This window comes from bacterium (assembly GCA_024224155.1).
Lineage (GTDB): Bacteria > Acidobacteriota > Thermoanaerobaculia > Multivoradales > JAHEKO01 > CALZIK01.
This window is the reverse complement of record JAAENP010000005.1, coordinates 1-12,750: the sequence shown is the minus strand read 5'-3', so window position 1 is coordinate 12,750 and position 12,750 is coordinate 1. Positions and strand designations below refer to the sequence as shown.

Here is a 12,750-nt window from a genome sequence, read left to right as displayed (position 1 = left end):
GGCATAGCCCGGTAAACCACGACAAACAAGCGGCTTGACCGCTTTCTCGAGCCTTGGCCGGGATCGTGATCTGGGGACCGAGCACACGGAAACCGGAGAAAGGAGGCGCGATCAGTAGAACAAGGACCCAGCAACTGGCCACGGCAGGCAACCCCTGGCCACCTTTGACCAGAAGTGATTCGAAAGCAAATGAGCACAACGCTCGAAACCACCCACAACAACAAAAGGAGAAAATCATGGGTGACCTCAAGAACAGACTTTTCGTTGGACTCTTGATCCTGGCCGCGCTCGCGCTGGCCACCGGAAGCATGGCCGCGGCCGCCGAGGGCAAGGTCAACATCAACCAGGCCGGCGTCGAAGAGTTGTCTCTTCTGCCCCGAGTCGGCGAAGTGGTCGCCGGTCGCATCGTCGAGTTTCGTTCGGCCAACGGCGCCTTCGAGGCGACCGAGGACCTGATGCTCGTCAAAGGGATCGGCGAACGCACGTTCGAGCTCATCGAGCCACACATCAGCTTGTCGGGCGAGACGACCCTGACCGAGAAGGTTAGCGCGCCGCGCAAGCCCAAGGACGAGGGCGAGGAGTAGTCGGTGAAGCGGGGGCGCTCGCGCGCCCCCGCGCCGGCTTCGACATGGATCGATCAACCATGAAACCGAACTGCGGATTTCAACTGATCGAGCTCGTTCTCGTACTGGCGCTGATCGTGCTGGTGGCGGGGGTGGGCCTGCCCTGGATCACGAGCGGAGCCACTTCACTCGAGCTCGACCTGGCCTCGGCGGAGGTCGTCAACGCGTTGCGCCTGGCGCGGGCCACGGCGATTCGACTGGGCGTCAAGGTCGGGGTCAAGTTTCGTGAACAGCAGAAAGGTGTCTTCACCTTCACTCTCTATCGAGATGGTGACGGTGACGGCGTTTTGACCAGAGACATCGAGTCCAGCGTCGACCCCCCGGTCGGACCACCTCGCAATCTTCATCATTTCGGCCGGCGGGTCAGGCTTGGATTCCCGCTCGGTCCCGCACCGAGGGACCCGGGCAATCACCGCCGCCGGCTGCCGCCCGACCCGGTCCGCTTCAACCGCTCGGATCTCGCTTCCTTCGGTCCGCTCGGTGGGTCGACTCCGGGCTCGATCTACTTGACCGACGGCCGATCTCGGCTGGCCGCGGTGCGGCTCTTCGGCCGTACGGGCAAGGCCAAGATTCTGCGCTACGACGTCGAATCCGAGACCTGGCGCTGAGCGGCCATGAGAGCCTTGACCGAAAAAGCAGGGGTGAAGTAGATTCCCCCTCACCTTGAGCGCCATCGTCGTCATCACAACCGTTGGAACCGAAGAGGAAGCCAACAGCCTCGCCGGGGAGCTGGTGGGTCGCCGGCACGCTGCCTGTGTCAACGTTATTCCGATTCGCCGGTCCGTCTACCGGTGGCAAGGCAAGCTCTGCGAAGACAGCGAGTTCATGCTTCTCATCAAGAGCGTCGAAGACGAGTATCCGGCGATCGAAGCCGCGATTCAGGAGCTCCACAGCTACGAGCTGCCGGAGATTCTGCGTTTTGCGGTTCAGGGAGGCGAGGAGAGGTTCCTGGCGTGGCTGGCCGAGTCGGTTCAGAAGAACCCGACCTTGGCCCAGGGCTCGGACTCCTAGAGCGCCGACAGGGCCTGCTCGAGATCTGCCAACAGGTCTTCGCGGTCCTCGATTCCGACCGAGACCCGGACCAGCCCTTCGCTGATGCCGAGCTCTGCCTGCCGCTCCGGTGGCACCGAGGCGTGGGTCATCGAGGCCGGGTGCGAGATCAGGGTCTCGACACCGCCCAGGCTCTCGGCGAGGCTGAGCAGCTCGAGCCGATCCAGAAAGGTCTTGGCGGCCGAGCGGCCGCCAAGATCGAACGCGATCAGCGCGCCAAAGCCGGACGCCTGTTTCTTCTGGGTCTCGTGTCCGGGATGATCGGAAAGCCCGGGGTAGAGCACCGAGCGGACCTTGGGATGGCCCGCCAGGAACCGGGCGACGGCGCGGCCGTTGACCTCGTGCCGCTCCATGCGAACGGCGAGGGTCTTCAGGCCCCTCAGGACCAGAAACGAGTCGAAGGGACTGAGAATGGCGCCTTCCGACTTCTGCACGAAGCCGAACCACTCGGCGTCCTTCTCGTGCTTGCTGACCAGAGCGCCGCCGATCGAGTCGCTGTGGCCGTTCAGAAACTTGGTCGTCGAGTGGATCACGAAATCGGCGCCGTGCTCGAGCGGCTGCTGGAAGTAGGGGGACATGAAGGTATTGTCCACGGCCAGCTGAGCCCCACGCGCATGAGCAATCTCGGCGGCGCCGGCGATGTCGGTGACCTCGATCATCGGGTTGGTGGGCGTTTCGATGTAGACGAGCTTGGTCTCAGGCGTGATGGCGCGCTCAATCGTTGCCAGGTCGGGGGAGTCCACCCAGGAGAACGAAAGGTCGTAGCGCTCGAGGACGTGATGAAAAAAGCGATAGGTGCCGCCGTACACGTTGCGCGAACAGACGACATGCTCACCGGCCCTGACCAGGGTCAGGAGAGTCGCGATCGCCGACATGCCCGAGGCGAAAGCGTGGCAGGCGAGCCCCCCTTCGAGTGAAGCGATGTTCGCTTCCAGGGCCTCCCGGGTGGGATTCTGAACGCGCGCGTACTCGTAGCCCTTGTGGACCCCGAGCTCCTCGTACATGTAGGTGGAGGTCTGGTAGATCGGGACCGTGACCGAGCCGGTGACCGGGTCGGGTGATTGCCCGGCATGAATCGCGCGGGTCGAAAAGCCGAGTTTTCTGGAATCGCCTTTCAAAGGGGTATCTCCTCAACGACAAACGCCGGCCGAAGCGGACCGGCGTGAGCAAGCCGGCGAGATTCTAGCAGCGCTCTCGGCGGAGCCTGGCCGGCAGCGGCACTCCGGGCTGGCTCGACGAGACGCCGAAAAGACCCGCCGCGACCACTAGAATACGGCCATGAGTCAGAACCCGGCCACTTTCAGTCCGATCCGCTGGCAGGACGGCGGCTTGAAGCTTCTTGATCAGACCCGGTTGCCGCGGGAGGAGACCTGGCTGGACTGTGAGCGACCCGAAGACGTCGCCGCCGCGATTTACCGTTTGAGTGTGCGCGGCGCTCCGGCCATCGGGGTCTCCGCGGCCTACGGTCTGGTGGTGGGCTTGAACACGCGCGCAGACGATCAGAGCTTGGAGGAGCGCTTCGTCGAGGTGTCGGAGCTTCTGGGCGCGACCCGGCCGACCGCGGTCAACTTGCGCTGGGCCCTCGAGCGCGGCCGCAAGGTGTTCGACCAGACCCGGGGATTGCCCGACGAGAAGAGAATCGCCGGGCTGCTGGCGTGGGCGCACGAGCTCCATGCCGCGGACGTGGCTTCGAATCGACGCATGGGCGCGCACGGAGCGACCCTGTTCGCCGCCGGCGACCGGGTGCTCACGCACTGCAACACGGGCGCGCTCGCGACCGCCGGCTACGGCACCGCTCTGGGAGTCATCCAGGCGTCTCACGACCAGGGCAAGGTCTCCCAGGTTTGGGTGGACGAGACCCGGCCGCTTCTCCAGGGCGCGCGCCTGACCGCCTGGGAGCTGCAGCGGCTCGACATTCCGTTCAAGGTCGTGACCGATTCGAGCTGCGGCACGCTCATGGCTCGGGGCCTGGTCGATCGTGTCGTGGTCGGCGCCGACCGGATTGCCGCCAACGGCGACGCCGCCAACAAGATCGGTACCTACACCGTGGCCGTGCTGGCGAACCGGCACAACGTGCCGTTCTATGTCGCCGCACCGCTGTCGACTATTGATCGGTTGACACCGACCGGCGACGAAATTCCCATTGAAGAACGCTCGGCCAATGAGGTCACCGAGGTCTTCGGTACGACGGTCGCACCGGCGGCCGCACCGGCGGCCAACTTCGCTTTCGACGTCACTCCCAACGAGCTGATCGCGGCGATCATCACCGATGCCGGCGTGCTCGAGGCCCCGTATACGGAGTCGATCGCGCGCGCGTTCGCGCAACAGGCAGGCTAAAGCCGGCCCCTAGGTGATAGCGGTCAGACGATGGTCCTGAGGACCTTCGACGCTCTCGACCGCGACTCCGTGATCGGCGAGATAGCCGACGCCGTTCTTGCCGGCATAGCCGCCGCCGACGACGATGACTTTCGTGATGCCGGCGTGGTGGATGAGCTTCGCACACAGCATACAGGGCTCACCAGTGATCAGCAGCCAGGCGCCCTTGGTCGGCACGCCGGAGGCGGCACAGTTGCAGACCACGTTCATTTCGGCGTGGTGACAGCCGATCTCCATGTGGGTCCCGGATCGGATCTCCTGACTGTCTCGCAGGCAGACCTCGCCGCCGCAGAGCTCGCCACCGCCGCGCGGACCGCCGTTGTAGCCGTCCATCAGGGTGACGTTGCGCTCGGGGTCGAGAAGCAGAGCGCCGAACTTGCGCCGGGGGCAGTTCGAGGCTTTGGCCAGAGCCAGGCATTGCTCGATGCGAATGCGGATGTGCTTCTCTTTCATCTCAGATCGGCTCAGATCGGCATTGGGATTGGCCCGGAGGCCCGCGTCGAGCTACTCGCCCGCGCCGGAGCCCTCCACCGCTGAACCCTCCCTCGCCGGTACGGGGAATCCGCGATCTCGCATCAGGGCTTCCATCTCCGGGTCACGGCCGCGAAAGGCACGGTAGGCCTCCGCCGGGTCGACGGCATTGCGCACCGCGAACAGTTGCTCGACGAGCTTCTTGGCGAGCGCCTTGTCGTAGAAACCGCCCGGAGCCTCCTGGAACGCCTCGGCCGCGTCGGCCGTCAGGACATCGGCCCATATGTAACCGTAGTAACCGGCGGCGTAGTTCTCGTTGTTGAAGATGTGGCCGAAATGCGGCGTTCGATGGCGCATCGGAATCTCATTCGGCATCTCGAGCTCGCCGAGGGCCGCGCGCTCGAAGGCGTCGACGTCGAGATCCGCCGGGTTCATCGTGTGGTACTTCATGTCCATCAAAGCGCAGGCCAGATACTCCGTGGTCGCGAAGCCCTGATTAAACGTGTCGGCCTTCTTGATCTTGGCGACCAGATCGTCGGGGATCGGCTCCCCGGTTTGGTGATGGACGAGAAACCGGTCGATCACCTCGTCGGTCAGCAGCCATCTCTCCAAGAGCTGCGACTGAAACTCGGTGTAGTCGCGAACGCCGCCGTTGAGTGTCGGGTAGGCGACGTTGGAGGAGAGATAGTGCAGGGCATGGCCGAACTCATGGAACAGGGTCGAAGCGTCGTCCCATGAAACCAGCACGGCCTCTCCGGGCGCGCCCTTGATGAAGTTCGAGTTGTTGGAGCCGAGGACGGTCTTCTTGCCGTCGAAGGTCTCGTGGCCGCGATAGGTCGTGGCCCAGGCGCCCGAACGCTTGCCGGTGCGCGCGTAGGGGTCGAGATACCAGAGCCCGACGAGACCGCCCGAGGTCTTCTTGGAGACCTCCCAAACCTTGACGTCCTCGTGAAAGACGGGCACGGAACCTTCCGGAACCGGGTTGAAGGTGAAATCGAACAGCTCGCCGGCGACAAAGAACATGGCCGCGCGCAGTTTGTCGAGCTGTAGGTACTGCTTGACCTCGTCGGAGTCGAGATCGTATTTCGCCTTGCGGACCTTCTCGGCGTAGTAGCGATAGTCCCAGGGCTCGATGGTGATACCGGCGCCTTCGGCGTCGGCAATCGCCTGCATGTCGGCGACCTCTTCGCCGACCCGCGCGAGCGCTGCCGGCCAAACCGTTTCCATCAACTCGAGCGCTTGCTCCGGGGTCTTGGCCATTCGGTTCTCGAGTCGCCAGTCGGCGTAGCTGGCATGACCGAGAAGCTGAACGCGCTCGCGACGCAGTCGCAGGATCTCGGGAATTAGGGCGTTGTTGTCGTGCTCGTCCCCGTTGTCGCCACGGGAGTAGTAGGTCCGCCAGACCTTCTCGCGCAGGTCACGCTCGTCGGAGAAGGTCAGGAACGGATCCATCGATGACCGGGTGTTGGTGATCGCGTATTTGCCCTCGTGGCCACGCTCTGCCGCGGCTGCCGCCGCGGCTTTGACGAAGGAGTCGGACAGGCCGCTCAGCTGGTCCTCGGCTAGATACTCGGCGTAGCCTTCCTCGTCGGCCAGCACATTGTTCGAGAACTTCGAATGAAGCTCGGCCAGTTCCTGGTTGATCGCCGCATAGCGCTCCTTGGCCTCGTCGTCGAGGGTCGCGCCGTTGCGCGCGAAGCCGTCGTAGACGAGCCACACCAAGCGCTGCTGGTCCGGACGCAGCGCCTTCATCTCGTCGCTTTCGTAGACCGACTTGATGCGCTCGAAGAGAGTTGCGTTCTGGGTGATCTTGGAACGGAACTGGGCGAGCTCGGGAGCCATCTCCTGCTGCACCGCCCGTGATTCCGGTGTCGATCGGTTCGATCGCCAGATTCCCCAGTAGCTTAGGATCCTCCCGGTATTGCGGCCCGAGCTTTCCAGGGCGACGATGGTGTTCTCGAAAGTCGGCGGCTCGGGGTTGGCGGCGATCGCGTCGATCTCTTCCAGGTTCATCGCCATGCCGGTTCGAAGCGCGGGCTTCAGGTCCTCGATCTTCATCCGATCGAATGCCGGCACGCCTCCGTAGGGACCGGTCCACTCTTCCAGCAGGGGGTTTTCGGCTTGCTCGAGCTTCGATTCGGAGTCGATCTCGGGCTCGGAGACGGCGGAGGTGTTCATGGCTTGCGGGGTGCTCACGGGTTGGCTCGCGCAGCCAACGATGAGAATCATCGCGGCCGCGAGAACGAGCGTTTGGAGTTCCTGCTTTTGCTTCATCGTGCTTCCTTCTCCCTCGGCGAAGCCTACCAGTGGAGCGAGCGGTTTGGGTTCATCGCGAGAGGAGTCTGGCGCCGGCAGGGGACCGCTCAGGGAGCGACCAGGGAGCGCAGAAAGTGAATCAGCGCCCAGGCGCGATGGTCGCTCAAGGCCCGGCTCTCGCCGTCGGTCATCGAGCCGAGCGCAACCGAGTCTGGCTGTTCGTCGAGGTACCTTCCGAGCTCCTCGAGCTCGGCGGCACAGAAGGCCCCGCTCAATCCGTCGAGGTTGCCGGCGCTCTCGCGTGAGAACACGAGGGCGGTCGAGTACGAGGGCATGGGCGAGCCCGCCAGCCCAGTGTGCAAGAAGCGATAGAGATCCCGGTCCTCCCCGCCGCACTTGAATCGCCCGGGCCGGGTGAAGTTGTAGACGCGGATCCGATTGCCCCAATCGTCGAGCAGCGTCTTCGCCGCCGGCCCGTCGCCGCGACCCTCGACGCCGTGACAGGTCTAGCATCTCAGCAGCCGGTAGACCTGCCGGCCCTCGGCCACGCTTTGATCGCTCGAGGGCTCCGGCGTCGGCACCTCGAGGCACTGCGGCGTCGGTTGGTCGGCGAAGGCCGGAGACAGGCTCTTGACGTATTCGACCACGCTTCGCCGATCGACTTCGGAAATCGCCTCCTCGTAGCCCTTCATGGGGGTTCCGGGAAGGCCGCGCGTGACGACCCGCAGCAGGTCCTCGTCGGTGGGCAGGCTGCCGCTCGGAGTGCACCGGCACTTGAACGAGCCCAGAGTGAAATCACGCGGCTTGAAGCCGAGCCGCCGGGCCCTCTCGCCGTCGCCCCGGCCGTCTTTGCCGTGACACTCGAGGCAGTGGTTCCTGTGGACTTTCTTGCCGCGGTCGAGTGAAACGTCCGGTTCCGAGCTCGCGCGAGCTCCCGGGGCGGCGAGGAGCGCCAACAGCGCCGAAAGCAACACGGCCGGGGCGACTGGGCGCCGAGCGACAGACATGGCCCGGGACGTTAGCAGAGGGCTTGGAACAGTCCGCGCCTGGTACCGTATTGAACCTTGGAGGCCGAGAGAGCCTCCGTAGGTACACACGCGGGCACGGGCCGCACTTACTCCGGGAGAGACCGTCATGAAGAAAGTAAACAGAAACGGCCTGCGAAGCATTCTGGTAGGCGCCTGGCGTGGCGTCGGCAGGGCGCGGCGGTTCACGATGGACGTGCTCTTTGTCGCGCTCGTGGTCGCGGTCCTGGTCGTCGCCTTGCGCTCCGACAAGCCCAAGGTCCGCGACTCCACCGCTCTCGTGATCGCCCCCAAGGGCCAGATCGTCGAGCAGCTCGCCGGCGACTCGATCGAGCTCGCCAAGGGCAAGCTCACCGGCTCTGCCCGGCCCGAGACTCTCGGCCGGGATCTCGTGCGGACGATTCGAGCGGCGAAAGACGATGAGCGAGTCAAGGCCCTGCTGCTTGACCTCAACAGCCTGACCGGCGCCCGACCCGCCATGCTGCAGGACCTGAAGGCCGCCATCGAGGAGTTCAAAGAGTCCGAGAAGCCGGTGATCGCAACCGCGGACATGTATCTGAAGACGCAGTACTACCTGGCTTCGACGGCTGACGAGATCTACCTCGCCGACATGGGAGTCGTTCTGCTGGACGGTTGCGGGCGATTTCGCGCCTACCACCGGGAGGGTCTCGAACGGCTCGAGGTCGACAGCAACATCGTCCGGGTGGGCGAGTTCAAGTCCGCGGTCGAGCCCTTCCTGAGAGACAGCATGTCGGATGAGGCCAAGGAAGCGAACCTCGAGTGGCTGGGGGATCTTTGGAGCTCCTATCTGGCGGACGTCGCCGTCGGGCGGGGCCTGACCCCGGAGACGTTGACCGAAGGTGTCGACAACCTGAACGCGCACCTGGCCGAGGCCGACGGCGACATCGCCCAGCTGGCGCTCGACAGCGGTCTGGTGGACCACGTCGGCGGGCGGGACCTGCTTCGCCAGCGCATGATCGAGCTGGTCGGAGAGGACGAGGAAGACCAGAGCTTCCATCGCATCGGTCACGCCGACTATCTGGAAGTGGTGGGCCCGGACCTCAAGAAGGGCAAGAGCGGCAAGGTCGCCGTGGTGGTTGCCAAGGGCTCGATTCTCAACGGCAACCAACCTCCGGGAACCATCGGCGGCGACTCGACGGCGGCCCTGATTCGCCGGGCTCGCAACGACGAGGACGTCAAGGCGGTCGTGCTCCGGGTCGACTCGGGCGGCGGCAGCGCCTTCGCCTCCGAGCTCATTCGACAGGAGTTCGTACTCGCCCGCGAGGCCGGCAAGAAGGTCGTGGTCTCGATGGCCGGCGTCGCCGCCTCGGGTGGCTACTGGATCTCGACGGCCTCGGACGAGATCTGGGCGAACCCCAACACGATCACCGGCTCGATCGGCATTTTCGGCATGTTGCCGACCTTTCAGAAGCCTCTGGCCAAGCATCTCGGCACTCGGATCGACGGCGTCGGCACGACCTGGATCGCCGGTCAGGGCCGGCCGGACCGGGCCCTGGACCCGCGCGTCATAGAGGTCGCAACCCAGGTGGTCGAGAAGGGTTACAGAGACTTCCTCGAACGCGTGGCAGAGGCGCGTGACATGACGACGGAGGAAGTCGACAAGATTGCTCGAGGCCGAGTCTGGAGCGGCGTCGACGCCCACGAGATCGGTCTGGTCGACAAGCTCGGCGGTCTGGATGAGGCGATCGCTTCGGCCGCCGAGCTCGCCGAGCTCGGCGATGACTACTCGGTCGAGTACGTCGAAAAAGAGCTCGACTGGAAGGACCGCATCCTCGCCGACGTTCTATCGAAAGTAGCCGATCGCTTCCAGGCCGCCGGCCGGACCGAACGCTCGTCACTCGAGAAGCTGGCTCTGGGCACTCTGGAGGAGTACGCGAACGCCCTGGCCGGTTTCGACGACCCCTTCGGCATGTACGCGTATTGCTTCTGCGAGGTGGAGTAGCGAGAGGCCGGAGGGCGCGTCCCGCGCGCGTGGGGGTTGGTGACTGAAGGTTAGGCAGACCGTACGGGATTCAAACCCGTGCCGGCCGAAGTGCTGCAGACATCACGGCCATGGATTCGAGTCTCTTCTAGGTTGCGATAATGGTCCTCCATGATGGTGGTCTTGCGGCCGAGCTTCGGTCGTCGGTTCTTGAAGCTGGTTGTCGGCGCTGTTCTCTTGCCGGTGGCCTTGAGAGCCGGAGACGATCCGTCGATCCGGCTGAATCAACTCGTCGAGCAGTATTACGAGAAGTCGCTCGAGCTCAACCCTCTGGTCGCGACCTATAACGGGGACCATCGCTTCGATGATCGGCTGACGATCGATATCGCGCCAGTGCACCGCGCGCGGGAGCTGGATCTCGAGAGACGCTTCTTGGCGCAGGTCGAAGCCATCGATCAAGCGGCCCTGGACTCAGCCGATCGACTGACGCTCGAGCTTTTCAGGTACGGCCGCAGGCAAGCCATCGAGGCTCTCGGTTTTCCGGACCACTTGCTGCCGGTCGATCACCTGCAGAGTCTGCCGGTGGTGCTGGCGGTGCTCGGCGGCGGCTCGGTGCAGCCTTTTCTGACGGCAAGGGATTACGACAACTGGCTCGCACGCCTCGACGGCTGGAGACCGTGGGTCGAACAGGCGATCGACAATATGCGCACGGGGCTCGAAGCGGGCGTAGTGCAGCCTCGGATCGTGATCGAGCGGGTGCTGCCGCTCGTGGCGACTCAGGTCGTCGAAGATCCGCGGGAGAGCGTTTTCTACGGCCCGATCGAGCGGATGCCGGCGGCGATCACAGGTCCGGAGCGCGAGCGGCTCGAGGCCGCCTATCTGGCGGCCATTCGCGATCAGGTAGTGCCGGGGTACGCGCGCCTGCGCGATTTTCTGATTGCCGAGTACCTGCCGCATTGCCGCGATTCGGTCGGCCTGTCGGATCTTCCCGGCGGCCTCGACTGGTACGCGTCTCGGGTTCGCGCCGAGACCACGACCGAGCTGACACCCGAGGAGGTCCACAGCATCGGCCGGCGGGAGGTGGCGCGCATTACCACCGAGATCCGGCGGATCCAAGGCCGGCCCTGGGCCGCGACGCCCGGCACCGGTGACACCGGCAGCGGACGCTTGCTGGACGGCTACCGGGCGCTGCGACAGCGCGTCGAGCCCCGGCTCGGCGAGTTGTTCTCTACTGTTCCCGAAGCGGATTTCGAGATCCGTCCCGTGGAAGCGTTCCGCCGCCGCTCGGCGCCCGGAGCGTCCTACGTCGCCGGTACGCCCGACGGGTCGCGCCGCGGACGCTTCTACGTCAACGCCGATGCGGAGACCCGGGGCGCGGCCAGCGAAGCTCTGTTTCTGCACGAGGCCATTCCGGGGCACCACTTCCAGATCTCGCTGCAGCGCGAGCTCGAGCGTCTGCCTCGCTTCCGCCGGTTCGGGCACGTCACCGCGTACAGCGAGGGCTGGGCGCTCTATGCGGAGAGCCTCGGAGAGGACCTCGGCCTCTACCGGACCCGCGACCAGAAGCTCCGCGCTCTGCGCTCGGAGCTGTTTCGCGCGCGGCGGTTGGTGGTGGATACGGGTCTCCACGCGTTGGGCTGGAGCCGGAAGCGCGCCATCGACTATCTCGGCAGCGAGCGTGAAGTCGATCGCTATATCGCCTGGCCGGGGCAAGCCCTGGCGTACAAAGTAGGAGAGCTCCGTATTTCGGAGCTGCGCGCGCGAGCCGAGAAGCGGCTGGGCAGGCGCTTCGACCTGCGCGGCTTTCATGAAGTCGTTTTGGGCGAGGGCGCGATGCCGCTCGATATCTTGGAGCGGCGGGTCGAAGCCTGGATCGAAGAGCAGAGAGAATGAGCCGGGCGTGTAAGCCCGGCTCGTTGTTCGCGAATTGGTGGAGGCGGTGGGACTCGAACCCACGTCCGAAGAACGCGTCCCCGCAACGTCTACGTGAGTAGCCGTCGATTTGAAGTCTCGCCCGAGCGGTTAGGCTGACGGCCACCGCCGCAAGGGCCAGCCCCGAAAATTATCCAGGTACGCTCCGAGGCCTCACGCACCTTTCGATCCACTTCAGTGTCGCTCTTCGCCGGTGCCGTGAATCAAGGCCTCGGCGAGAGCGTGGCTAGCGTCTAAGCAGCCAATGCCAAATTATCGTTGGCAACTATGGTTTTCCGTTTTAACGAGCGGAAACCTCGACACGCAGTTACGGAACCGCCCTGTTCCCCGTCGAAACCGGAGCGCCCCCATAGGGAATCAAAGAACCTCACCCAGTATAACGGCCGGCAGTCGACTGAGATTCCCGGATCTCGGGCCTGGGCTCGTTTAGTCCGGCGGCCGGCTGGGCTCTCCCGGCCGGTCCTCGTCTCCGGCCGACGCCACCATCTTGAGGAAATCCTCAACGCCCGCGCTCTGGAGGCGGGAGGCGATGACCAGCCAGGCCACGAAGGCGAACACCAGGGCCAGCGGAGCGACCGCCAGAAGGGGCGGATAGAGCGGCCAGAGGGTCAGCGCCAGAGCTCCCAGGGCGCCGACGGCGAGAATCGAAACGGCGCCCTTCTTGAGTGAGTAGTGACTGGACTCGACTCGAACCACGACCGAGGTGCCGTCGCGCTCGGGCTCGGTCCACAGACGCCCGGTGACGATCCCGTGGCGAACGCCGGCATGGACCGGGATCTCGAGTCGACCCCCGGTGCCGAGGCGGTTCCACTGGGCGCCCCAGAGCTCGGCGGCCCGCTCGACGGCTTCGAGGCTCTGCTCGGCGCTCAGGGCGACGCTGACCCGGTGATCCTGGACGCCGGGGTTCAATCCGGCAGCTCGCCCTGTGCTTCCAAGAACGCGCGCTCGAAGCCCGCGGGGACGAAGCTGTCGAAGTTGCGACCGGCCACCGGGTCGTCGTGGGCCAACTCGAAGCGATGGGCGGCGAGGTCTTCCGACGCGAGAAACGCCGCCTCGGAGGTCTCGAGATCGGTCT

General features: G+C 65.0%; 13 protein-coding genes and 1 other RNA gene. 6 read left to right on the top strand and 8 right to left on the bottom strand.

What is annotated here, in order from left to right; genetic code table 11:
• The first annotated feature begins 236 nt into the window (after positions 1-236).
• Genes GY769_00410 through GY769_00400 form a run of 3 tightly spaced genes read left to right on the top strand, consistent with a single transcriptional unit; the run spans position 237 to position 1,634 of the window.
• A complete protein-coding gene (locus GY769_00410; protein MCP4200380.1) occupies positions 237-584 on the top strand; it encodes a helix-hairpin-helix domain-containing protein in 348 nt (115 codons plus the stop codon).
• Between the two features lie 59 nt (positions 585-643).
• Positions 644-1,231, top strand: coding sequence for a hypothetical protein (locus tag GY769_00405; GenBank protein MCP4200379.1), 588 nt, complete (start codon positions 644-646; stop codon positions 1,229-1,231).
• 55 nt (positions 1,232-1,286) lie between these two features.
• Positions 1,287-1,634 (top strand): divalent-cation tolerance protein CutA, encoded by a 348-nt coding sequence (locus GY769_00400; protein ID MCP4200378.1) that lies wholly within the window; start codon positions 1,287-1,289, stop codon positions 1,632-1,634.
• On the opposite strand, the gene GY769_00395 is transcribed toward GY769_00400, so the two are convergent.
• The gene (locus GY769_00395) at positions 1,631-2,791 is read right to left on the bottom strand and encodes a PLP-dependent transferase (GenBank protein ID MCP4200377.1); all 1,161 of its coding nucleotides are present in this window, start codon (positions 2,789-2,791) and stop codon (positions 1,631-1,633) included. The two genes, GY769_00400 and GY769_00395, sit on opposite strands and share 4 nt — an antisense overlap.
• A gap of 160 nt (positions 2,792-2,951) precedes the next feature.
• Here GY769_00395 and mtnA point away from each other — a divergent pair, with 160 nt between their 5' ends.
• Positions 2,952-4,010: an S-methyl-5-thioribose-1-phosphate isomerase gene (mtnA, locus tag GY769_00390; GenBank protein MCP4200376.1), complete on the top strand. Its 1,059-nt coding sequence runs from the start codon at positions 2,952-2,954 to the stop codon at positions 4,008-4,010.
• A gap of 9 nt (positions 4,011-4,019) precedes the next feature.
• Here mtnA and GY769_00385 read toward each other — a convergent pair whose 3' ends face one another.
• The 4 genes from GY769_00385 to GY769_00370 all read right to left on the bottom strand — a co-directional run bounded on the left by GY769_00385 (position 4,020) and on the right by GY769_00370 (position 7,783).
• Positions 4,020-4,502, bottom strand: a complete 483-nt coding sequence (locus GY769_00385) for a cytidine deaminase (protein MCP4200375.1) — start codon at positions 4,500-4,502, stop codon at positions 4,020-4,022.
• Positions 4,503-4,553: 51 nt separating this feature from the next.
• Entirely contained in the window at positions 4,554-6,749 is a 2,196-nt protein-coding gene (locus GY769_00380; protein MCP4200374.1) for a M3 family metallopeptidase, read from the bottom strand.
• A gap of 134 nt (positions 6,750-6,883) precedes the next feature.
• Positions 6,884-7,111, bottom strand: coding sequence for a hypothetical protein (locus GY769_00375; protein ID MCP4200373.1), 228 nt, complete (start codon positions 7,109-7,111; stop codon positions 6,884-6,886).
• Positions 7,112-7,282: 171 nt separating this feature from the next.
• Positions 7,283-7,783 carry a cytochrome c gene (locus GY769_00370; protein MCP4200372.1) on the bottom strand — a complete coding sequence of 167 codons (501 nt, stop codon included), beginning with the start codon at positions 7,781-7,783 and terminating at the stop codon, positions 7,283-7,285.
• Positions 7,784-7,910: 127 nt separating this feature from the next.
• On the opposite strand from GY769_00370, the gene sppA reads away from it, so the two are divergent.
• Both sppA and GY769_00360 read left to right on the top strand, forming a co-directional pair.
• Positions 7,911-9,764: a signal peptide peptidase SppA gene (gene sppA, locus GY769_00365; GenBank protein MCP4200371.1), complete on the top strand. Its 1,854-nt coding sequence runs from the start codon at positions 7,911-7,913 to the stop codon at positions 9,762-9,764.
• Positions 9,765-9,914: 150 nt separating this feature from the next.
• On the top strand, positions 9,915-11,636 hold the full coding sequence (locus GY769_00360; protein MCP4200370.1) for a DUF885 domain-containing protein: 1,722 nt from the start codon (positions 9,915-9,917) through the stop codon (positions 11,634-11,636).
• 35 nt (positions 11,637-11,671) lie between these two features.
• Here GY769_00360 and ssrA read toward each other — a convergent pair.
• The 3 genes from ssrA to GY769_00345 form a co-directional block, all read right to left on the bottom strand.
• Positions 11,672-12,024: a transfer-messenger RNA gene (gene ssrA / locus GY769_00355) on the bottom strand.
• Positions 12,025-12,101: 77 nt separating this feature from the next.
• A complete protein-coding gene (locus GY769_00350) occupies positions 12,102-12,584 on the bottom strand; it encodes a hypothetical protein (protein MCP4200369.1) in 483 nt (160 codons plus the stop codon).
• Positions 12,581-12,750: hypothetical protein (locus tag GY769_00345; protein MCP4200368.1), on the bottom strand; the 170-nt coding region annotated here is incomplete at its 5' end. The genes GY769_00350 and GY769_00345, both read right to left, overlap by 4 nt.